Annotated in this window: 22 protein-coding genes and 1 riboswitch; of the genes, 14 read left to right on the top strand and 8 right to left on the bottom strand. The window is 60.0% G+C overall.

From position 1 onward, the window contains the following. Positions 1–111 precede the first annotated feature (111 nt). The 3 genes from L1065_RS09180 to L1065_RS09170 all read right to left on the bottom strand — a co-directional run bounded on the left by L1065_RS09180 (position 112) and on the right by L1065_RS09170 (position 2,434). The gene (locus L1065_RS09180; RefSeq protein WP_237095160.1) at positions 112–753 is read right to left on the bottom strand and encodes a precorrin-8X methylmutase; all 642 of its coding nucleotides are present in this window, start codon (positions 751–753) and stop codon (positions 112–114) included. 254 nt (positions 754–1,007) lie between these two features. Further along, positions 1,008–2,225, bottom strand: a complete 1,218-nt coding sequence (locus L1065_RS09175; protein ID WP_237095159.1) for a sirohydrochlorin chelatase — start codon at positions 2,223–2,225, stop codon at positions 1,008–1,010. Beyond that, positions 2,222–2,434, bottom strand: a complete 213-nt coding sequence (locus tag L1065_RS09170; RefSeq protein ID WP_237095158.1) for a DUF6732 family protein — start codon at positions 2,432–2,434, stop codon at positions 2,222–2,224. Before L1065_RS09170 ends, L1065_RS09175 begins: the two co-directional genes overlap by 4 nt. Positions 2,435–2,713: 279 nt before the next feature. On the opposite strand from L1065_RS09170, the gene L1065_RS09165 reads away from it, so the two are divergent. Continuing rightward, the gene (locus L1065_RS09165; protein WP_237095157.1) at positions 2,714–3,688 is read left to right on the top strand and encodes a glutathione S-transferase family protein; all 975 of its coding nucleotides are present in this window, start codon (positions 2,714–2,716) and stop codon (positions 3,686–3,688) included. A 7-nt stretch (positions 3,689–3,695) separates the two neighbouring features. On the opposite strand, the gene L1065_RS09160 is transcribed toward L1065_RS09165, so the two are convergent. Beyond that, positions 3,696–4,061 carry a response regulator gene (locus tag L1065_RS09160; RefSeq protein ID WP_237095156.1) on the bottom strand — a complete coding sequence of 122 codons (366 nt, stop codon included), beginning with the start codon at positions 4,059–4,061 and terminating at the stop codon, positions 3,696–3,698. A gap of 198 nt (positions 4,062–4,259) precedes the next feature. Here L1065_RS09160 and L1065_RS09155 point away from each other — a divergent pair, with 198 nt between their 5' ends. The 3 genes from L1065_RS09155 to cbiB are packed head-to-tail and all read left to right on the top strand — an operon-like array spanning position 4,260 to position 6,446. Continuing rightward, on the top strand, positions 4,260–4,628 hold the full coding sequence (locus tag L1065_RS09155) for a DUF1636 family protein (protein ID WP_237095155.1): 369 nt from the start codon (positions 4,260–4,262) through the stop codon (positions 4,626–4,628). Between the two features lies 1 nt (position 4,629). Beyond that, positions 4,630–5,568, top strand: coding sequence for a threonine-phosphate decarboxylase (locus tag L1065_RS09150; protein WP_237095154.1), 939 nt, complete (start codon positions 4,630–4,632; stop codon positions 5,566–5,568). After that, positions 5,565–6,446, top strand: coding sequence for an adenosylcobinamide-phosphate synthase CbiB (cbiB, locus tag L1065_RS09145; protein ID WP_237095153.1), 882 nt, complete (start codon positions 5,565–5,567; stop codon positions 6,444–6,446). The genes L1065_RS09150 and cbiB overlap by 4 nt, the downstream gene beginning before the upstream one ends. On the opposite strand, the gene smc is transcribed toward cbiB, so the two are convergent. Continuing rightward, positions 6,443–9,898, bottom strand: coding sequence for a chromosome segregation protein SMC (gene smc / locus L1065_RS09140; RefSeq protein ID WP_237095152.1), 3,456 nt, complete (start codon positions 9,896–9,898; stop codon positions 6,443–6,445). The two genes, cbiB and smc, sit on opposite strands and share 4 nt — an antisense overlap. 214 nt (positions 9,899–10,112) lie before the next feature. After that, a riboswitch (cobalamin riboswitch) is annotated at positions 10,113–10,332 on the top strand. 36 nt (positions 10,333–10,368) lie between these two features. On the opposite strand from smc, the gene L1065_RS09135 reads away from it, so the two are divergent. The 3 genes from L1065_RS09135 to L1065_RS09125 all read left to right on the top strand — a co-directional run bounded on the left by L1065_RS09135 (position 10,369) and on the right by L1065_RS09125 (position 12,659). Further along, positions 10,369–11,046, top strand: coding sequence for an energy-coupling factor ABC transporter permease (locus L1065_RS09135; RefSeq protein WP_237095151.1), 678 nt, complete (start codon positions 10,369–10,371; stop codon positions 11,044–11,046). An 81-nt stretch (positions 11,047–11,127) separates the two neighbouring features. Beyond that, positions 11,128–12,213, top strand: coding sequence for a cobalamin biosynthesis protein CobW (gene cobW, locus L1065_RS09130; RefSeq protein WP_237095150.1), 1,086 nt, complete (start codon positions 11,128–11,130; stop codon positions 12,211–12,213). Then, complete coding sequence (locus L1065_RS09125) at positions 12,210–12,659, top strand: GNAT family N-acetyltransferase (protein WP_237095149.1); 450 nt, start codon at positions 12,210–12,212, stop codon at positions 12,657–12,659. The genes cobW and L1065_RS09125 overlap by 4 nt, the downstream gene beginning before the upstream one ends. Before the next feature lie 2 nt (positions 12,660–12,661). On the opposite strand, the gene L1065_RS09120 is transcribed toward L1065_RS09125, so the two are convergent. After that, on the bottom strand, positions 12,662–12,832 hold the full coding sequence (locus L1065_RS09120) for a hypothetical protein (RefSeq protein WP_237095148.1): 171 nt from the start codon (positions 12,830–12,832) through the stop codon (positions 12,662–12,664). A 47-nt stretch (positions 12,833–12,879) separates the two neighbouring features. On the opposite strand from L1065_RS09120, the gene cobN reads away from it, so the two are divergent. Next, entirely contained in the window at positions 12,880–16,533 is a 3,654-nt protein-coding gene (gene cobN / locus L1065_RS09115) for a cobaltochelatase subunit CobN (protein ID WP_237095147.1), read from the top strand. A 175-nt stretch (positions 16,534–16,708) separates the two neighbouring features. On the opposite strand, the gene L1065_RS09110 is transcribed toward cobN, so the two are convergent. Further along, positions 16,709–17,110 (bottom strand): hypothetical protein, encoded by a 402-nt coding sequence (locus L1065_RS09110; protein ID WP_237095146.1) that lies wholly within the window; start codon positions 17,108–17,110, stop codon positions 16,709–16,711. Between the two features lie 87 nt (positions 17,111–17,197). On the opposite strand from L1065_RS09110, the gene L1065_RS09105 reads away from it, so the two are divergent. The 6 genes from L1065_RS09105 to L1065_RS09080 are packed head-to-tail and all read left to right on the top strand — an operon-like array spanning position 17,198 to position 20,197. Next, positions 17,198–17,533: a CidA/LrgA family protein gene (locus L1065_RS09105; RefSeq protein ID WP_237095145.1), complete on the top strand. Its 336-nt coding sequence runs from the start codon at positions 17,198–17,200 to the stop codon at positions 17,531–17,533. Beyond that, entirely contained in the window at positions 17,530–18,246 is a 717-nt protein-coding gene (locus L1065_RS09100) for an LrgB family protein (protein WP_237095144.1), read from the top strand. Before L1065_RS09105 ends, L1065_RS09100 begins: the two co-directional genes overlap by 4 nt. Positions 18,247–18,261: 15 nt before the next feature. Next, complete coding sequence (gene cobO, locus L1065_RS09095) at positions 18,262–18,864, top strand: cob(I)yrinic acid a,c-diamide adenosyltransferase (RefSeq protein ID WP_237095143.1); 603 nt, start codon at positions 18,262–18,264, stop codon at positions 18,862–18,864. Positions 18,865–18,870: 6 nt separating this feature from the next. Next, positions 18,871–19,494 (top strand): 5,6-dimethylbenzimidazole synthase, encoded by a 624-nt coding sequence (gene bluB / locus L1065_RS09090; RefSeq protein ID WP_237095142.1) that lies wholly within the window; start codon positions 18,871–18,873, stop codon positions 19,492–19,494. Continuing rightward, complete coding sequence (locus L1065_RS09085; protein WP_237095141.1) at positions 19,491–19,841, top strand: Lin0512 family protein; 351 nt, start codon at positions 19,491–19,493, stop codon at positions 19,839–19,841. The genes bluB and L1065_RS09085 overlap by 4 nt, the downstream gene beginning before the upstream one ends. Then, positions 19,838–20,197, top strand: a complete 360-nt coding sequence (locus L1065_RS09080) for a Lin0512 family protein (RefSeq protein ID WP_237095140.1) — start codon at positions 19,838–19,840, stop codon at positions 20,195–20,197. The genes L1065_RS09085 and L1065_RS09080 overlap by 4 nt, the downstream gene beginning before the upstream one ends. Before the next feature lie 50 nt (positions 20,198–20,247). On the opposite strand, the gene L1065_RS09075 is transcribed toward L1065_RS09080, so the two are convergent. After that, complete coding sequence (locus L1065_RS09075) at positions 20,248–21,900, bottom strand: thiamine pyrophosphate-dependent enzyme (protein WP_237095139.1); 1,653 nt, start codon at positions 21,898–21,900, stop codon at positions 20,248–20,250. Between the last annotated feature and the right edge of the window lie 18 nt (positions 21,901–21,918).

Raw genomic sequence — 21,918 nt, 5'->3', positions numbered from 1 at the left:
CTGCGGCATACACATGTATGGCAGAGCGTATGCTCACGGTATGGCTTTGCGTCAGACGTTCTGACACCGGGGATTTGCGCAACACCCGAGCGATAGAGGCGCGATTTTGCATCATGTCGCGCGGTCCTCTGGCAGGCCCGCGGCAAGGGCGTTGACCGCTGCCGACGCGATGGCCGAGCCGCCACGCCGCCCGCGCAAAGCGACGAAATCGCAGCCGCGCGGATTGGCGGCAAGTTCGGCCTTGGATTCTGCCGCGCCGACAAAGCCCACGGGGAAGCCGAGTATCACGGCAGGTTTTGGCGCACCGTCATCAAGCTGTTCGAGAAGGCGGAACAAAGCTGTCGGCGCGTTGCCGATGGCGACAACTGCGCCAGATAGGTGTGGCAACCAACTATCGACAGCCGCCGCCGAGCGCGTGTTACCAATGGCCTGAGCGTGATCGGGGGTGCCCGCATTGTTGAGGGTGCAGATCACCTTGTTTTCAGCGGGCAAGTAGCGGCGGATGATGCCAGCCGCGACCATCTCGCAATCGCACAGGATTGGCGCACCGCCCTGCAGGGCAGTTGCGCCTGCACTGTAGGCATCGGGTGAAAACGCAAGGCGGTCTGCAATCTCGACCATGCCGCAGGCGTGGATCAGGCGGATGGCCAGCGCATTAAGCCCCTTTGGAAAGCGATCCAGCCGCGCTTCGGCCCGCACTATGGCAAAGGACTGGGCATAGATTGTCATAGGGTCTTTTTCGTATGGGCGCATGTCGCGTTACCTTTCGCCAGAAAGGGAACGACGGTGGGATAGAGCGGGTTTTGTCAGCAAAACCTGCGGAATCCCACACCCCCGAAATCCTGCGCAACGCAGAAGGGCCGCGACCGACCCTGGGTGGGCGTCAGACAGGCGTTTCGTGAACGATGGCAGTGCCAAAAACTGCCGTGTGATTTGAATGAAACGCTGCAATGCGCCCTCCCGTGGGGAGGGTCGGGCGCGGCCCTTCGGGCCAAGAGAAACAAACATCACGTCTTGGCCTTACGTGCCGATTCAGGCCCGTGCGGGTGTTTGGCGTGGGGGTATTCGGGGTGGTGGTGATCATGATCGTGATGGTGATGGTGATGATCGTGATCATGCCCGTGGTGGTGATGGTGATGATGGTCCTGCATCACCAGACGGCACATGCCTGTGCAGAAGGTGTCGCAATGGGTGCAATCTTCGACGTTGGACCCCGGCGCAGAGGCGCCCTGCCCTTCGACATGGTGGTGATGGGATTCCTGCACCGAGCCGACCTCGGATTCAAAGCCCAGAACAGCCGTGCGGTATTTGCACAGCACGCATGTGGGCGGCGGCACATCGGCAAAGGCGGGATGGCCTGCGCGGTCTTCGGCGGCGATGCAGATGGGTTTGCCATCTTTTTCCAGCGCCAAAACCTGGGTGCGATAGGCGCAGGTGCCGCAGTTGGGCGGCGGGTTCGCGCCCATTTGTTCGCGCACGCGTTCTGCAAAGGTTTCGAGCACTTTAGGATGGTCGCCCAGATAGCCTGCTTTGAGAAATTCGATATCCGGGTGTGCGGCGGCGACCTGATCGGTGAAGCCGTAGATACGGTCGATCAGGATGCCTGAAAAGAGGAAATAGGGGAACACGACGATGCGTTTGTAGCCAAGTTTGGCCGCGTGTTGCAGGCAGGGTTCGACCAGCGGGAAGGTCACGCCCGAATAGCCAACCTCGAGCCAGCCAAAGCCCATGCCTTCTTGGAGCATGCGGGCGATTTTGGCGACATTGCCGTTGGCGTCGGGGTCGGAGGCGCCGCGCCCGATGACGACAAGGCAGGTTTCTTCCAGCGGCACATCGGGGGCGGTTTCCAGTGCTTCGCGGATGCGGCCAGCGGCGGCGGCGATCATCTTGGGATCCACGCCCAGTTCGCGGCCATAGCTGACATCGATGTCGTGTTTTGTGGCATAGGTGTTGAGCACCGTGGGGATGTCGTTTTTGGCGTGCATCGCGGCAAAGAGCATGCCGGGCACCGCCAGAATTTTGTCGCAGCCCTTTTCGCGCAGCACATCAAGGCCATCGCGGATCACGGGGTTTGCAAATTCCAGATAGCCGTATTCGGTTTCCCAGTCGGGCGGGAAATAAGCGGGCAGTTTATCGGCCAAGGTTGCGAATTCGTCGACGGCCGATTGAGAGCGCGAGCCGTGCCCGCAGATCATGACGCCGACTTTTTGAGGGGTGGCGCTCATGCGGTTTCCTCTTCCAGTTCGGGGTCATCTTCGGTTGCTTCTTCGTCGTCTTTTTTACCTTTGAGCCAGCCCCAAAGTGCTGCGGCGGCGGCGGCCCCCAGGGCACCTGCTGCGATCCAGTGGTCGTGGCCTGCCAGTTCGCCCCAATGGCCCGGGTGGGCAGAGGCGGCTGTTGTGGAAAGCAGAAGTAAGGCAAGGGCAAGGCGCATCGGTCAGATCCATTCGTTTGGTCAGCCGTTTGGGAGTGGACGATGTCTGCCGTGTGGTCCCCTGTCTGGGTCGACCTGCGACAGACCCTCGGTCTGGCCCCCATCGGGCGTCGTCTGGCCATTGGTATAGGCGGGGGCGTGCAGGCGTGCAAACCGATTCAGCGGCGCGCAAGGGCATGTTTGCGACGGTGCGACACTGTGGAGGTGCCTGTGCGCGAACGGCAGTCGGCGCGGCGTGCGGGCTCTGATAGGACAGGTGCAAACAAAAGGAGTGAACAGATGGGACAGCTTGTTGACGGTGTGTGGCGTGATGAATGGTATGACACCAAATCCACGGGCGGGGCGTTTGAGCGTGATACCTCGCGGTTTCGCAACTGGATTACGGCCGATGGGGCGGCGGGTCCAAGCGGTGAGGGCGGGTTCAAAGCGCGCAGCGGGCGCTATCATCTGTATGTCTCGCTGGCGTGTCCATGGGCGCATCGCACGCTGATTTTTCGCAAGCTGAAAGGGTTGGAGCCGCATATCGATGTGTCCGTGGTGCATCCCGACATGATGGGCGATGGCTGGACGTTTGAGACAGATGACAACGGGGCAACGGGCGACAGGTTGTTCGGGCTGCCATTTGCGCGTGACATCTACATCAAGGCGGATCCGAAGGTATCGGGGCGTGTGACGGTGCCGATCCTGTGGGACAAAGAGCGCGGCACGATTGTGAGCAACGAAAGCGCGGACATCATCCGCATGTTCAATTCGGACTTTGACGCGATCACGGGCAATACCGATGACTACTGGCCCGAGGAGATGCGGGAGGCCATCGAAGAGGTGAACGAGCGGATTTATCACACCGTGAACAACGGCGTTTACAAAAGCGGGTTTGCCACCACACAAGCGGCCTATGACGCCGCTGTGGGGCCGTTGTTTGACAGTCTGGATTGGCTGGAAGAGCGTCTGGCCACGCGCCGCTATCTGATGGGCGAGCAGATCACAGAAGCGGATTGGCGTTTGTTCACAACGCTTGTGCGCTTTGATCCCGTCTATCACCTGCATTTCAAATGCAACAAAAAGCGGATTGTCGATTACCCGAACTTATGGGGCTACACCCGCGAGCTGTATCAAGTGCAGGGCGTGGCAGAGACTGTGGGAATGGCGCATATCGTGCGGCATTATCATTACAGTCACGAAACGGTTAACCCGCATCGCATCATCCCGATTAACCCCGATCTGGATTTCATGGCACCGCATGGGCGCGATTGACAGGTGGTCAGTGGCGCGTTGATGCGTGGTGGTGGACAACCGCGGCCAGATCATCGGGGCGCGAGTTGGACCCCATAAATCCGCAGGCGTTTGGGACATGCTGAAAGATGGAGCCGTCCGAGAAGAAGGTGGTTTTTGTCACAAAGAGGATTTTGCTGTCTGGCTGGCGGTAACTGGCCAGATCCGCAAATGCGAGGGCGCTGCCTTCTTCCAGATCAAGATCGAGGATAATCACTTGAAACTTATCTGTTAACGTCGCCTTTGCAGCGGCATCTTCAGACCCAACGAGGGTGACACGGCAACCTTGTCGCGCGATATGATCAGACCAAATCTGACCCAAATCGCGATCGCTTTCTACGATCAAAACATTCATAAAAACTCCATCACCCGTGCGTCACATACGGATTGTGCCACCATTCATATAGTGATTCCGCCCCAAAGATGAGTAGTTTCTTGAAAATGAGTTAATTCCCGCCCAAACGGTCAGGATGCTTGCGCCTTTGGCGGTTTTGGGGTTGGGTCCCGATCCTGAGCGCATTACGCAAGAATACCTGACTGAGGAGGCAAGACAGTGACCACGTGGATTACGATCTGTGACACCTGCAAGTGCGACAATTGGGATCAAGGTGATATGGCCCTGACCGATGGCGAACGTCTTGCCGCTTTGATCGAAGCCGAAGATCTGGGCGACGTCAAAACACGCCGCACATCGTGCCTGATGGGGTGCAAAGGGGCGTGTAATGTTGCGGTGCAGGCTGACGGGAAGCTGGCCTATACGCTTGGGCAGTTCACGCCAGACAAAGAGGCCGCAGAGGCGATTGTGGGCTATGCCAAGCTGCATGCCGAAAGCGAAAGCGGACAGGTGCCCTATCGCACGTGGCCCCAAGGGGTGAAGGGGCATTTCGTGACCCGCCATCCGCCAGTGCCCAAAGACGGCTGAGATGGCGGACAAGCGCGATCACGGGGGCGGGCTGGATGCGGCTGTGGCGCAATATGGCGGCACGCGTGAGGGGTGGCTTGACCTGAGCACAGGGATAAATCCTGTGCCCTATCCCGTCGGTCAGATCAGCGCCGATGCATGGGGCGCCTTGCCCGATCACGGCGCGATGGCACGGTTGATTGAGGCCGCGCGCCGTTTTTGGAATGTGCCAGAGGATGCGGTGATCGTGCCTGCCAACGGGGCGTCGGCGCTGATTGCGCGTTTGCCTGCCCTGCCTGTGATGGGGGCGGCGCGGGATGTGCAGATTGCGACGCGCACGTATAATGAACATGCCGCGGCCTTTGCGTCGGCGGGTTGGACCGTGGGCCAGGATGCGGCGGATGTGCGGGTGGTGGTGCATCCCAACAATCCCGATGGCGCATTGATGGGCGGCAGCTTGGCCGCCGTTACGGTGATTGACGAAAGTTTTTGCGATGTTTGCCCCGACGAAAGCCAGATGCGCCACGCGGATCGCGATGGGGTGATTGTGCTGAAGAGTTTCGGGAAGTTCTGGGGATTGGCAGGGGTGCGGCTTGGGTTTGCGATGGGCACACCGCGCACGGTTGGCCCGCTGGTCGATATGCTTGGGCCGTGGGCTGTTGCGGGGCCTGCGCTTGAAATCGGGGCGCGTGCCTTGCGCGATGAGGCGTGGGCTGCGCGGACGCGCGAACGCCTGGCGACAGATGCCGCGCGGTTGGACGCGATGATGACAGATGCTGGCGCACAGGTAATTGGCGGGACGGATCTGTTTCGCCTTTATGACGTGATGGATGCGGCGGCGTGGCAGGACCGTTTGGCGCGAGGCCATGTGTGGTCGCGCGTGTTTCCTTATGATGGCCGCTGGTTGCGCCTTGGCCTGCCCGCCCTGGACAGGTGGGACCAGTTGGAGGCCGCTTTGTGAGCCTTGTTCTGGGGATGCTTTTGGATGCGCTGTTGGGCGAGCCGAAGTGGCTGTGGAACCGACTGCCGCACCCTGCGGTTCTGATGGGCCGCGTGATCGGGTGGGCCGATACGCGGTTTAACACAGGCCGGTTTCGCAAGGTAAAGGGCGTGGCAGTGGTGGCCGGTTTGGTGGGGGCCGCTGCGCTGTTGGGCGTGGTGCTTTCATGGGGCGGCACGGTGGTTGAGGTGGTGGTGGTAGCGGTTCTTTTGGCGCAACGCTCGCTTGTGGACCATGTGCGTGCGGTGGCCGCGGGCTTGCGCCGCAGCTTGCCCGAGGGGCGACGCAATGTGGCGATGATTGTGGGGCGCGAGACTGCAAGCATGGACGACAGTGCGGTCAGCCGCGCGGCGATTGAGAGCGCGGCAGAGAACCTGAGCGACGGGGTCATTGCCCCTGCCCTTTGGTTCGCTGTGGCGGGGTTGCCCGGGCTGCTGGTGTATAAGATCGTAAATACGGCGGATAGTATGATTGGCTATCGCACGCCGCGCCATGCAGCCTTCGGGTGGGCAGCCGCGCGATTGGATGATGTGCTGAACCTTGTGCCTGCGCGTATCACTGCGGTGTTGATCGCGCCTTTGGCAGTCTGGCAGTTGCGCCGCGATGCGCGGCTGCACCGGTCGCCCAATGCAGGCTGGCCAGAGGCGGCGATGGCGCGGCGGCTGGACATCGCACTGAGCGGACCACGGGCCTATGACGGCAAGATGCAGGATTTCGCGTGGGTCAACGCGGGCGCACGGCACAGTGGAGGGCCGCGCGATATTGAGGCGGCCTGCGGTGTTCTATGGCAAGCGTGGGGCGGATTTTTGGGTGTCGCACTGCTGGCTTGGTTGCTTTAAGCAACCATTGCCTCGGCCTTTTTCAGATCGACGCTGACCAACTGGCTGACGCCCTGTTCGGCCATTGTGACCCCGAACAACCGATCCATACGCGCCATTGTGACGGCGTGGTGGGTGATGGTCAAAAAGCGCGTATCGGTGCGGCGTGTCATCTCGTCGAGCATATCGCAGAACCGCGTGACGTTTGCATCATCAAGGGGGGCGTCGACCTCGTCGAGCACACAGATGGGGGCGGGGTTGGCGAGGAACACCGCAAAGATCAGGGCAAGTGCAGTCAGCGTCTGTTCACCACCAGACAGCAGCGACAGGGTGCTCAGCTTTTTGCCAGGCGGTTGGCACATGATTTCAAGGCCGGCTTCGAGGGGATCATCGCTTTCGACCAGAACCAGACGCGCTTCGCCACCGCCAAAAAGGTGCGTAAAGAGCATCCCGAAGTTTTCATTCACCTGTTCGAAAGCGGTCAGCAACCGTTCGCGGCCTTCTTTGTTGAGCGATGCGATCCCTGTGCGCAGGGCTTTGATCGCTTCTTCAAGATCATGCTTTTCATTTACCAATGCGTCGTGTTCGACCTGCACTTCTTTGGCGTCTTCTTCGGCCCGCAGGTTTACGGCACCCAAAGAATCGCGTTGGCGTTTGAGGCGGTTCACATCGTTTTCAATCGCTTCGGCGGCGGGCATTTTGTTGGGGTCCGCGGCAAGCCCTTCGAGCAGCTTTTGCGGGCTGACGTCCATCTCTTCGCGGATGCGGTCCTCGGCCAGTTGGACGGTTTCACGCGCGGCATCGGCGCGGGCCTCTGAGCGTGCGCGGGCTTCGCGGGCCTCGGAAGCGGCGCGTTCTGCGTCGCGTTCGGCCTGCACGGCGTTACGCGCGGCGGTTTCGGCCTCGGCCAGTGCATCGGCGGCTGTGCGGCGGCGGGCTTCGGCCTCTTCGATCGCGGAGGCGATTTCATCACGCTTGGCGGCCAGTTCTTCTGGTGCGGCTTGGGCTTCTTTCAATTCGGCTTCCGAAGTTTCCTTGCGTTCAATCAATTCGCCGATACGCTTTTCGGCGGTATCCAGACGGTGGCGCCAGCCGCTGATTTCTTTGGTGATTTCCTGACTGCGGCGCACGCGGGCTTCGCCTTCGCGGCGCAATTCTTCGTGGGCCGAGCGTTTGGCCATCATCGTCATACGTGCGGCTTCGACCGTCATTTTGACGTCTTCGACGGCGGCGCGGGCGGCATCGAGATCCCCAAGATCCTGCAGGCCGCGTTCCGCCTCAACCAGTCGACCACGGGCGGCGGTGGCTTCGTCTTCGAACCGTTTGACGGCCAGCCCAAGGCTTTCAAGTTTGCCTGCCGCGATGGATTGATCGGCTTCAGCGCGCGACAGTTTGCGGTTGGCTTCGGTCACGGCGCGGTCGGCGTTGCGACGCGCTTCGCGGGCGGTGCGGTCGGCCTCGGACAGGTCGCGCAGGCGGGTTTGCAGCGTGGTATGTGCAGCGCGCGCGCCATCGGCGCGGGCTTCGGCTTCGTTCATCTCGCGCTTGAGCTCTTCGAGGCGGTTGAGCTGTTGCAGGCGCAGGGCGGCGGCGGAGGGCGCATCTTCGGCCGCGGCGCGAAAGCCATCCCACCGCCACAAATCGCCATCGGTGCTGACAAGGCGCTGACCCGGTTTCAGGAGCGGTTGCAAAAGCGCGCCGCGGTCCGCATCCACAAGACCCACCTGACTGATGCGGCGGCCAAGCGCGTCTGGCACCTGCACGTGATCGGCCAATGGCGTGGCCCCATCGGGCAAGCGTTGGGCCTGATCATAAGCGGGCAAAACGGCCCACCCCGAGGGATCATCATTGCCGACCATGGGTGCTTTGAGATCATCGGCCAACGCTGCGCCGATGGCTTTTTCAAAGCCTGACGCAACGGTCAGCGCATCCATGATTTGTCCGCTTTCGGCGGTGTCGCGGCCCAGAAGTTTGCCCAAGGCGTTCACTTCGGCGCGCAGGGCACTGACCTCGCCATCAGCTTCGGACAGAGCAGCGCGGGCATCGGATTCAAGCGCTTGGGTTTCGGTGCGGGCGGCTTCGGTTTCTGCCAAAACCTCTTCCGCTTTGGCGGCGGTCTTGGTGGCCGTTTCGGCTTCGGCTTCGGCGATGGTAAAATCGGTTTTCGCACGGGTCAGCGCGGCATCGGCGGCTTGCATCGCCTCTTGTGATTTGGCGGTCTCGGCTTCGTTTTTCTCGAGGGTTTTGCGGCTGTCATCCAACAGGCGGTGGGCGGATTGGTGACGCGCCGACAGGCGGGCGACGTCTTCTGTCATTTGGGTCAGCGCGGCTTCGCGGTCTTGCAGGATTTGGGCCGCATCGCCAGAGGCATCGGCGGCGGCGGCCAGACGGCCGTCATGGCCATCGGCGGCCTTTGCGATTTCGGCCGCTTCCCAGTCAAGGCGTTCAATGGTTTGGGTGGCGTCTTTGTTCAAGCCGCTTTCGCGGTCAATGTCGCGCGCCAGTTGGGCGATGCGATTGGTCAGTGTTTCGATACGTTCGGCGGCGCGGTTTTCCTGATCCTTCAGCGTGTCACGCTGGACTTGCAGGCGTTGCAGGATGGCGGCGGCAACGGCTTCTTCCTCGCGCTTGGGCGGCAGGGCTTCATCGGCTGTGAGGCGCAGTTTGGCCGCTTGGCGTGCGGCCGTTTCAGAGGCGGCAGCGGCTTTGGTGCGTTCTGTCAATTCATTGGCGGTGGTGGCGCGGGCGTCTTCGGCTTCGCGCCAGCGACGGTAGAGAAGCAGCCCTTCGGCAGCACGCAGCGAGGCACCGATTTCGCGGTAGCGCGCGGCCTGACGTGCTTGGCGTGCAAGTTGCGCCAGCTGTGCCGCAAGCTGTTCGATCACATCATCGACGCGGGCCAGATTGGTTTCCGCACCTTTCAGTTTCAACTCGGCTTCATGGCGGCGCTGATAGAGGCCGCTGATGCCAGCGGCTTCTTCGAGAACACGGCGGCGGGCCTTGGGTTTGGCGTTGATCAACTCGCTGATCTGGCCCTGACGCACGAGCGCGGGAGAGTGCGCGCCAGTAGAGGCATCGGCAAAGAGCATCTGGATGTCGCGGGCGCGCACGTCCTTGGTGTTGGCTTTGTAGGCGCTGCCCACGTCGCGGGTGATGCGGCGGATGATTTCCAACTGGTCGTTGTCATTAAAACCAGAGGGCGCAAGCCGTTCGGCATTGTCGATGATCAGGCTGACTTCGGCAAAGTTACGGGCGGGGCGCGTGGCGGCGCCTGCAAAGATCACGTCTTCCATGCCGCCGCCGCGCATGGCGGTGGGGCGGTTTTCACCCATGACCCACCGCAGGGCCTCAAGCAGGTTGGATTTACCGCAGCCGTTTGGCCCCACAACGCCTGTCAGCCCATCCGCGATCACAAGATCGGTGGGGTCCACGAAGCTTTTGAAGCCATTCAGACGGAGGCGGGAAAAACGCAAAGGCGGCTCCTGACGCGGTTGATTCCTATTTGGCAGCTAGTGGACCGCAGCAATATGGCGCGAGTCAACGGTTTGGCACCGCATCTGGCAAAATCGGCGCAGTTATCCACAATATATTGGGGCATCGCAGCCTTTGGATTGGCTTTGACAGGGGTCTGGGCCGCGGTTTGGCTTTGTGATGTCGGATTCAGCCTTGCCAGATGCGGCCCGTGCAGCCACAACAAACAGGCATGGTGCCCCGACGAAACGCAAAGCGTAGGGGCTCAAATGGGAATGTGGGATGGGACGACCCAATCGGGGCCCGCAACCACAGCCGCCCCCGCGACTGTAAGCGGATCGCATGCGCCAGATGCCACTGGACCCGTCGGGTTTGGGAAGGCGGCGCAGGCTATGATCCGCAAGCCAGGAGACCAGCCGTGCATCACTACCAACCCACCTGTCGGGTGTGACAGGTTAAGGAGAAAAGACATATGCATATCGAACCTGGCGTCGTGAATGGCGCAAAAATGGCCCTGAGTGTGGCAACGGCTGCGGGTGCAGGCGCCTACGCTTTGAAAATGACGTGGGACGCGCTTGTGCAGCGCGGGGCGCTGTCGCTGGTCGCACGCAGCCTGATGGCGACAATCGCCGTTTTTATCTTCTTTGAGGTGTTGCCCCATTTCGCTGTCGGCATCTCGGAAGTGCACTTTATCTTGGGCACGACAATCTTGCTGATCCTTGGCATTGCGCCCGCGGCGATCGGGCTGGCATTGGGCCTTTTGCTGCAAGGCATGGTTTTTGCACCAACGGACCTGCCCATGTTCACGGTGAACATTACCACCCTGCTTGTTCCGCTGTTCGGCATTTACGTTCTGGCCAAAAAGATCATCGCGGATGGCACGGCCTATGTTGATCTGACCTATGCCCAAGCGCTGATACTGTCGGCAACTTACCAAGGCGGCGTTGTGGCGTGGGTTGCGTTTTGGGCGATCTATGGTCAGGGCTTTGGTGTCGAGACCCTTGCGGCTGTTGCGTCCTTCGGGGCGGCTTACATGACGGTGTTGCTGATTGAACCGATTGCTGATCTGGCCATTCTGGCCGCTGCAAAGCGTGTGAAAGGTTTGGACGGATCGGGTCTGGTCAACCAACGCCTTTACGGCGCCGCGTAAAAACAACGCATTTCATTCGTCAAAAGCACCGGCGGCCTGAAACGGCCGCCGGCGTTTCCTTGAGAACAAGAGGTATTCAATATGGCCGCAAAAATTCCTGCCACGGTTGTCACCGGCTTTCTGGGCGCTGGCAAAACAACGCTGATCCGACACATGCTGCAAAACGCGCAAGGCAAGCGCATAGCGCTGATCATCAACGAATTTGGCGATTTGGGCGTCGATGGTGACATCCTGAAGGGGTGCGGTGACGAAACCTGCACCGAAGATGATATCATGGAGCTGTCCAACGGTTGCATCTGTTGCACCGTCGCCGATGATTTTGTGCCTACGATGGAAAAACTGTTGGCGCGTGAAAATGCGCCCGACCACATCGTGATTGAAACAAGCGGTCTGGCCCTGCCACAACCGCTCGTGCGTGCGTTCAACTGGCCCGAAATTGCCACGCGCGTCACCGTGGATGGTGTGGTCACTGTCGTCGACGGCAAAGCCGTGACAGAGGGACGGTTCGCCCATTCGGTTGAGGCCGTGGACGCGCAGCGCAAGCTGGATGAAAACCTTGATCACGAAACACCACTGTCGGAGTTGTTCGAGGATCAGGTCGCCTGCGCGGATATGATTGTTGTGAACAAATCCGACTTATTGGACGCCCAAGAGGCAGACGCGCTGACCGCCAAATTGAAAAGCGACAGCCGTGACGGCGTGCAGGTGATCAAGGCCAGCATGGGCGCGCTGCCTGTGGATGTATTGTTGGGTCAGGGCATTGGGGCCGAAGGGGATTTGGACGCCCGCCATGAGGTGCATCATCACCACCATCACGATGATCACCACCACTATGATGATCACGACGACCATGACCACCATCATGATCATGCGCATGAACATGGCCATGACGAATTTGAAAGTTTCGTGGTGACACGCGGTGAAATCGCCGATCCGAAAGCCTTTGCCGAACAAGTTGCCGATGTGATCCGCGCCCATGATATCCTACGTCTGAAGGGGTTTGCCGCGGTGCAAGGCAAGCCAATGCGCCTGACGCTTCAGGCGGTTGGGCCGCGGGTGGACAGCTATTTCGATCAACCGATCAGCGAACCACGCGAAACACGTCTTGTCGTTATTGGGCAGGCGGGGCTGGATCAGGCAGCGATTACGGCTGCGCTGAGTGCATGATCATCATAGAGCGGGGCGACCCGCGCCACCCTGCGGCCACGGCGCTTTTGAAGCAAAGCCATGCGTTGATGGAAAGTCTTTTTCCGCCCGAGGATAACGCATATCTGGATATTGAGGAGCTCTGTGCGCCGCATATCCATTTCTTTATTGCACGGCGCGGCGAGGTGATCCGCGGCACGGGTGCGCTGGCCGACAAAGGCAGCTACGGCGAGGTGAAATCCATGTTTGTGGACCCTGAAGCGCGGGGCCAAGGCATTGCTGATGCCATTTTGAGGGCCTTGGAAGATGAGGCGCGGGGCATGGGCAAAGCGAAACTTATGCTAGAGACGGGAAACACGCTGCACGCGGCACATAAATTATATGAGCGGCATGGGTTTGAGTATCGCGCGCCATTTGGCGATTATGTCGCCAACAGCTCTAGCTGGTTCATGGAAAAGGTGCTGTGAGGTTATTTGGGATTTTCAGGCTGGCGTTCCTTTGCGCGGTCGCCAAAGCCCGGTTTGTGGCCATGTTTGTCGATGTTTTCCCAACCGCGCATGGTTTTGCCCATTTCGTCATCGGCCATGCGGTCTTGGGCGCGCGCGGGTTGATCGAGATCTCTGCGTTTTTTCTTGGTCATGAAACCCTCCGTCCGACTAACGCCATAGGGCAAGGATAAGTTCAAAAATGCATCTTCTGGCAGCAACACCGGGCGCGATTGATGATGGCTCAGAACCCTTTGATCTGGGCCAGACCCCTGCGGATGTGGTTTTCATTTCCGCGGCCGATACAGAGCTTGCGGCGCTGTCTGCCGCGCGGGCCGAACTGAGCGATCAGCCCACGTTGCGTCTGGCCAACCTGACCCATTTGAACCACCCGATGTCGGTGGATTTGCACATTGATCAATGCGCGTCCAAATCGCGGCTGGTGATTGCACGGGTGCTTGGCGGCACGGGCTATTGGAAATACGGCGCCGAACAATACGCGGCCCATTTGCATAACGCGGGCGTGCCTTTGGCGCTTTTGCCCGGAGATGACAAACCCGATCCAGAGTTGCGGCGCCTGTCCACCGTGTCGGACGCGGATTATGACGCGCTTTGGGCCTATATGACCGAAGGGGGCCCCGCGAATGCAGTTGGGTTTTTGTCATACGCCAAAGCAATGCTGGATCATGGTGAAAAACCTGCCGCGGCCGCCCCTTTGCTACGGGCAGGGCTTTATTGGCCCGCCGAAACAGCGCCAAGCCTTGCCACCTTGCAAGAGGCGTGGACGGATGACGCGCCGATCGTGCCTTTGGTCTTTTACCGCGCACTTGTGCAGGGCGCAGGGCTCAACCCGATCAACCGGTTGACCAAATCGCTTTTACGGGCGGGGCTGAACCCCATGCCGGTATTCGTGGCGTCGCTCAAGGATCCGGTCAGCCAAGCAACGCTTGAACAGCTTTTTACGGCAGCGCCTCCATCGGTGATCCTGAATTGCACCTCCTTTGCCGTTGGAAACCCGCATGGGGATGACGCGCCTGCCAATCCGCTGACCGCGCCTTTTGCAAACGCAGCGCCCGTGTTTCAGGTTGTCCTGTCCTCAAGTTCTGAAGCGGCTTGGGACGATGGGCTAACGGGGCTGTCTGCACGTGACATCGCCATGAATGTGGCCCTGCCCGAAGTGGATGGGCGGGTTTTGACCCGGGCTGTCAGCTTCAAGGGCGAGGCATATTTTGACGAGGCCACGGAATGTGCGATTGCGACATATCAGGCGCGTGGGGGTCGCATTGATTTTGTCACAGCCCTGGCAGCGGCTTGGGCGCGGCTGCGCCACAGCCCTGTTGCACAGCGCAAGGTGGCATTGGTGTTGGCGAACTATCCCAACAAAGACGGGCGATTGGCCAATGGTGTGGGGCTGGACACGCCTGCGGCCACCGTTGACGCGCTACGTGCTTTGGCAAATGCGGGATATGACTGCAGCACGCCAGACGACAGCAAAGCCCTCATGGATCAGATCATGGCGGGCCCGACAAACTGGCTGACAGATCGCACCACCACCAAGGGCGGAGAGGTGCTTGCACTGGATGCATACCGCACCCATTACGACGCCCTGCCCTATGCGCTCAAACAGCAAATCACCGATCAATGGGGGCCGCCCGAGGCAGACCCCTTTGTAACAGATGCAGGATTCAAACTGTCGATTTACCGTTTTGGGAATGCTGTTGTCGGGGTGCAGCCTGCGCGTGGCTATAACATCGATCCAACAGAGACATACCATTCCCCTGATTTGGTTCCTCCGCACAACTATCTGGCATTCTATTTCTGGCTGCGTCACCATTGGGCCACAGACGCGATCGTGCATATGGGCAAACATGGCAATCTTGAATGGTTGCCCGGCAAAGCCATCGCCTTGTCAGAAACCTGCTGGCCCGAAGCGGTCTTTGGTCCGACACCGCATCTCTACCCCTTTATCGTCAATGATCCGGGCGAGGGCACGCAGGCCAAGCGGCGCGCGCAGGCGGTTATTCTGGATCACCTTACCCCACCGCTGACGCGGGCGGAAACCTATGGCCCGCTAAAGGATCTCGAAGCATTGGTGGATGAATATTACGAGGCTGCAGGCGTTGATCCGCGGCGCATCACCCATCTGAGGCGCGAAATTCTGTCGCTGACATCCGCCACAGGGCTGGACCGCGATGTCGGGATGGATGGTGCGGATGAAGATACGGATCTGGCCAAGCTGGACGCCTATCTATGCGAGTTGAAAGAGGCGCAAATCCGCGACGGTCTGCACATCTTTGGCACCTCGCCAGAGGGCGCACAGGCCCGTGATCTGACCATCGCCTTGACGCGCGTGCCGCGCGGGGACGGCACCGGGCCGGATGCATCTTTGATCGGTGCGCTGGCGGATGATCTGGACCTTGGGTTTAACCCGCTGGACGCAGATATGGCCGCCCCTTGGACAGGACGGCGCCCAGAGGTGCTTGGGGATGGCACATGGCGCACTGCGGGCGATACGATTGAGCGGCTTGAAGAATTGGCCATCCGCATTCTTGACGGCGCGGCCGATCCCATCGGCGCCAAAAGCCGCGCAGTCTGTGATCACATCACCCGCACTGTGCGCCCCATGGTCGAAAAGTGCGGCCCTGCCGAAATGGGCGCTTTGCTGCGCGGCTTGGACGGCTTGGCCATCCCCTCTGGTCCTTCGGGGGCGCCCACCCGCGGGCGGTTGGATGTGTTGCCCACGGGTCGGAATTTTTACAGCGTCGACAGCCGCGCGCTGCCCACCCAAACCGCATGGGCCCTGGGTTGGAAATCGGCCAATCTACTGATTGAAAAACACCTGCAAGATCACGGGGATTGGCCGCGTGCGTTATTGCTGACGGCATGGGGCACCGCCAATATGCGCACAGGCGGCGATGATATTGCGCAAGCACTTGCGTTGATGGGCGTCAAACCGCAATGGGATGCCGCCAGCCGCCGCGTTACAGGGTTTGAGGTTATCCCCGCAACGGCGCTTGGGCGTCCGCGCGTCGATGTCACGCTGCGGGTCAGCGGTTTTTTCCGCGATGCCTTCCCACAGCAAATTGCGCTTGTCGATAGTGCAGCGCGTGCCATTCAAACCTTGGATGAAACGGATAACGCCGCTGCACAAACACCCGGGCCAAGGGTCTATGGCAGCAAACCGGGGGCTTATGGCGCGGGGCTTCAGGCGCTGATTGACGAACGCATATGGAACGACAAAGCCGATTTTGCCGAGGCCTATCTGGAATGGGGCGGCTATGCGTATGGCAAGGATCAAGACGGCATCCGCGACCGCGAAGGGCTGGAGGCGCGTTTGAAAACAGTCGATGCGGTGGTGCAAAACCAAGACAACCGCGAACATGACGTGTTGGACAGCGATGATTACTATCAGTTTGAAGGCGGTGCCGCTGCCGCCATCAGCACGCTGCAAGGCGTGGATCGCCCGATTTATCACAACGACCATTCGCGCCCAGAACGCCCCCTGATCCGCACGCTGGACGATGAAATCGGGCGCGTCGTGCGCAGCCGTGTGGTGAACCCCAAGTGGATAGATGGGGTCAAGCGGCATGGCTACAAAGGCGCGTTCGAAATCGCGGCAACAGTTGATTATCTGTTCGCTTTTGCAGCCACGACAGGGGCGGTCAAACACCATCATTTCGACATGGTAGAAGAGGCGTTTCTGGCCGATGACGAAACGCGGACCTTTATTGAGGACAATAACGCACCCGCACTGGCCGATATTGCCGACCGACTGCAAGAGGCGATTGATCGGGGGCTATGGGTGCCGCGGTCCAATTCGGCACGCGCGCGCATTGATCAGTTCAAAAGATCTTAAAACCCTGCCGCCATTGCGGCTGTGCCCAGATATCCAAGCAAAAGAAAAACTGCGAAAAACCTCATGAACCCTGCCCCGTGTTACCTTGGCATGGCTCATAGCGGGGTGGTGTTTTTGTTGTCTACTGCAAAACGCGGCGTTACATGTATTTCAGATCAAACGTGGTGCAGAAGACTCACCTACAGGTCAGCTCTATTTCCGCGCCATCGGTTGTCACCGTCTCAAGCGTGTTACCTTGGCAGCGCAGTGGCGGGCGGCGCGTGATCTGATAAGGGGCATCGCCGCTGCACTTCAAACGTGCGCGGCGCACGGCCTGATCGCCCTCAAGCGTTCCATCGCGCACTGTGCAACCTGTGGTCACCTCAATCGCGATTTTCATCTTATCGGCCACGGCACCGCGGTCGGGGGCCCATTCCATATTTGTGCGGATCACCTCGGCGCGGTCATCGCGCTGGCGCACGGTAAAAGCGCTGCCGCCGACCTCAACATACATCGGCTCGGCCCCCAAAAAGGCGGGGCCCGCCATATCGCAGGCAGCCAGCGCCAGAATTGGCAAGGCAAATTGAAATCGACGCATCAGGCGCACTCCTTCTCCCCCACCTTTCAAAAGCATGAACCTTAACAAATCGTTGACGCCTCTGGCTTGGCAAGAGACGGTACCCCCATGATTTACCACCTTGCCCTACTGCTGATCTGTCAGCTTGTCGGCGAAGTCACGTCCCGTAGCTTCGCCCTCCCCATTCCCGGCCCCGTGCTTGGCATGACGCTTTTGTTGATCCTTTTGTTGATCCGCCCCGCTGTTGCCAAGGCGACAACCCCGACGGCCACGGGTCTGCTCTCACATCTGTCACTATTGTTTGTCCCCGCTGGCGTTGGCGTTGTGGGCCACTTTGACAAACTTGGCGAAAACGGTCTGGCCATTCTTGCAACACTTGTGATCAGCACCGTAATCGCGCTGGCGGTTGGCGCATTAACCTTCGTCAAACTGGTGCGCACATGACCGATGTTTCAGATATCTGGATCTACCTGAGCCAAGAACCGCTGTTGTGGCTGACCGCAACCCTGGTTTGCTATCTGGCCGGCGACACCGTTTCGCGGCTGTGCAAGCGCCACCCCATTGCAAATCCCGTGCTCATTGCGGTGGCCCTTCTGGCGGCAATCCTGTGGGCAACGGGCACGCCGTATGCGACCTATTTCGAAGGCGCGCAATTCGTGCACTTCATGCTCGGTCCCGCAACAGTGGCCTTGGCCATTCCTCTCTATAACAACCTTCACCACCTCAAGGCCACTGCCCTGCCTTTGATTGCAGCCCTCGTGGCAGGCTCGACAACAGCTCTTTTGACGGCTGTGGGGATCGGGATGGCCTTTGGACTGCCGCTCGATATCCTTTTGTCGCTGGCCCCAAAATCCACCACCGCCCCCGTGGCCATCGGCATCGCAAACGAGATTGGGGGCTCTGCAACGCTCACGGCTGTTCTGGTCATCCTGACGGGCGTCATTGGTGCGATCACCGTCACCACCTTGATGAACGCGCTGCGCATCACCGATTACCGCGCACGCGGGCTGGCAGCGGGCGTCGCGGCCCACGGCATCGGCACCGCCAGGGCCTTTCAGGTGAACGAAACCGCAGGCGCCTTTGCAGGTGTCGGTATGGGGCTAAATGCCTTGCTAACCGCCTTGATTGCGCCTTACATCATGGGGCTACTTTTCTAATCCAGGGAGGCACCGATGGACGACGAACGCCACGCCATGAAGATGGCCAAAAAGAAGGCCGCGCGCGATAAAATCATGGCCACCAAAACTGATGAAAAGGGGCTGGTCATCGTTCATACGGGCAAAGGCAAAGGCAAATCCAGCGCCGCCTTCGGGATGATCTTCAGGTGCATTGCCCACGACATGAAATGCGGCGTGGTGCAATTCATCAAGGGCGGGATGTCGACAGGCGAACGCGATCTGATTTTGGCAAAATTCAGTGACACCTGTAGCTTTCACACAATGGGCGAAGGCTTCACTTGGGAAACCCAAGACAAATCGCGCGATACCGAAATGGCCCAAGCGGCGTGGGCCAAAGCCAAGGAATTGATCCTTGATGACAGCCACAAAATGGTGCTGCTGGACGAGATCAACATCGCGCTGCGCTATGACTATCTGGATGTAAACGAGGTTGTGGCGTTCCTGCGCGATCACAAACCCCACATGACACACGTGGTTCTGACAGGCCGCAATGCCAAGGAAGAGCTGATGGAACACGCCGATCTGGTCACTGAAATGGAGCTGGTCAAACACCCGTTCCGGTCGGGGATCAAAGCGCAAATCGGGGTGGAGTTCTAGGCGCCTATGCTGCTGAACGACGCCCACCGCGCAGCCCTTTTGGATGTGCTGACATGGCGCCGCGATGTGCGGCACTTCAAAACCGATCCTGTCGACCAAGAGGTGCTGGATCGCCTGCGGGCCACAATGGATCTCGCCCCCTCGGTCGGCAATGCGCGGCCTTGGCGCGTCCTACAGGTCAAGGACGCGGACAAACGGGCCGCCATCACCGCAGATTTCGAGACCGAAAACGCCAAAGCCGCAGCGCTTTATTCCGATGACGCACGCCGCGACTATAACGCGCTCAAACTCAGCGGCATGCATGACGCGCCTGTGCATCTGGCAATCTTCACCGAAACCGCCCCGCGCGAAGGGCGCGGCCTGGGACGGCAAACCATGCCAGAGACCTTGGCCTATTCCACCGTGGGCGCGATCTATACGCTCTGGCTTGCCGCACGCGCAGAAAACATCGGCCTTGGGTGGGTCAGCATCATCAACCCCGAACGCATCAAGCAGATCCTTCAGACGCCGGACACATGGCACCTGACAGGCTATCTTTGCCTTGGCCACGCGGAGTTTCAGGATGATACACCGCTGCTTCATAAAACGGGGTGGCAGGAAAATGTTCAAACGCATTGGAAGACGGTATGACAACCAGATTGCTAACCGAATTCGGCATGGGCACATCCTTGCGGCGGGGCGATTATACCGCCGCGGCCCGCAAAGCCCTGCAAGACGCACTTTGGCACAACTCCATCAATCTCGTGGACCTCTTCGACGCCCCAAAAGACGCCATGCAGATCGATGTTGAAATCGCTTGCCAGAACCCTAGCGCGATTGACCCTGACGAGCTGACAGATATTTTTCCCTATGGTCAGATCAGGGTCACCACGCACCACGGCGGCCTAGACGTGCCCCGCCCGCGTGATGATAGTCCTGATACGATCATCGCCCATGCCACCATCCATGTCTCCCTCGATCTCAAGGCGCAGCCATGACGGATCATCGCTTTATCATCGAAATGGGCATGGGCAACGATCTTTACGGCGAAGACATGACCAAAGCCGCCGCCCGCGCCATTCAAGACGCCATCCGCCACTCGTCCATCCCGATGTTCGATGTGTTGGGGATCTCCCACGATCACATGCGTGTTCAGGTCACCGTGGGCGTGCCTGACCCCCAATCGGTCGACACAGCCGCCTTGGCCAAGACCCTGCCCCGTGGCAATGTCGCCGTAACCGCCACCAAAGGCGGCCACAGAAGTCACAATCCGCAAACGGGCCAAACCATCACAATCGCAACCGCTGCGGTTGAGGCCTTCTTGCCAACGCCCCTGTATTCATTGTTGTCCTAAATACCTCGGGGGTTTGGGGGCTGGCCCCCAACCAGATATGACGGGCGGCGCTAGCCGCGCATTTTACCCACCGCGGCCGCGCGTGTTGCACTCAACGTTGCACCAGTGCTCAGGACATCACCGTCCAGAACCACCTCAATCACCGCGGGCAAACCGCTTGCAGCGGCGCGCGCAAACGCTGGCGCAAACTCGGCCTGTCTGCGCACCGTTTCCCCGTGCCCACCGTAGGCGCGTGCAAAAGCGGCAAAGTCGGGCGCGGCCATATCCGTGCCGCTGACCCGCTCGGGATAGCTTTTCTCCTGATGCATGCGGATCGTCCCATAGCGCCCGTTGTTCATCACAATCGTCACCACCGCAGCACCATGCTGCACCGCCGTCGACATTTCATTGCAGGTCATCTGGAAACACCCGTCGCCAGCCAGACAGACGGCCATCCGGTCAGGGTATGCCAATTTGGTGGCTACAGCTGCAGGAAACCCGTAACCCATGCTGCCGCTTGTTGGCGCAGCCTGCGTGCCATGGCGCTTGTAGACAAAATAGCGGTGCAACCACGCCGCATAATTTCCTGCACCATTTGTGACAATCGCGTCCTCGGGCAAGTGATCTGATAGCCACGCGATGACCTCTTCTTGCCGCACATCACCAGGGCTGGTGACGGGTGTTGTCCATGTGCCATATGCCGCGCGACATTGATCCATCCACGCCCGGTCGCGGGGCACGATGGGCAAATCACACAGTGCTGTGACCATGTCGTCTGCGCGCGCCACAACCCCTAGGTCAGTCGGCCATACGCGGCCAATCTCTTCACTGCCCGCATGCACATGGACCAGCGGTTTACCTGCGGCCATCAACGTGTAGCCCTTTGTCTCGATGTCGCCCAAACGCGAGCCCAAAGCGACGATCAGATCCGCCTCCCCAAACCGCTCTGCCAGCGCAGGATTCATCCCGACATTCAAATCCCCCGCATAGGCTTGGCTGCGATTGTCGATGTAGTCCTGACGCCGAAAGCCCACCGCCACGGGTAGGGCCTGCGCCTCGGCCCAGTCCTGCAAATCACGCGCGGCTGCATCCGACCAATGCGGCCCGCCCACCACAACCAAAGGCCGCGCGGCCTGCCCGATCCGCGCCATCACTTCGGTGGCAGCACCGCGCAAATCCACGGCCGCCGCGTGCGGCAATCCCTTCGGTGCAGGGGCATCTGCAACATCCGCACTCAGCATATCCTCGGGCAGCGCCAGCACGACAGGACCCGGGCGACCCGCCTGCGCAATCGCAAAGGCGCGGCGCACATACTCGCCCAACCGTTCTGTCTGATCGACCTCTTCAACCCATTTGGCCAGCCCGCCAAACATCTGACGGTAATCAACTTCCTGAAAGGCCTCGCGCCCCCGATGGTCGCGCGCAATCTGGCCCACAAACAGCACCATCGCCGTGCTGTCCTGACGCGCGATGTGCACGCCCGCACTTGCGTTGCAGGCCCCAGGCCCGCGCGTGACAAAACACACACCCACGTCGCCTGTCAGCTTGGCGTGGGCCTCTGCCATCATCGCAGCGCCGCCTTCCTGACGGCAGGTGACGACGTCAATGTCGTGGTCCAATAAACCGTCCAACGCCGCCAGAAAACTTTCGCCAGGCACCTGAAAAATACGCGCAACACCAAGGTGGGCCAACTGCTCTGCCAATATTTTTCCACCATGGGGCATGAAACTCTCCTTGCGGTC

This window comes from Nereida sp. MMG025 (assembly GCF_021654165.1).
In the GTDB taxonomy this organism is placed as follows: domain Bacteria; phylum Pseudomonadota; class Alphaproteobacteria; order Rhodobacterales; family Rhodobacteraceae; genus Nereida.
The sequence above is the reverse complement of the archived record's forward strand: the minus strand, read 5'-3'. Positions and strand labels throughout refer to the sequence as shown.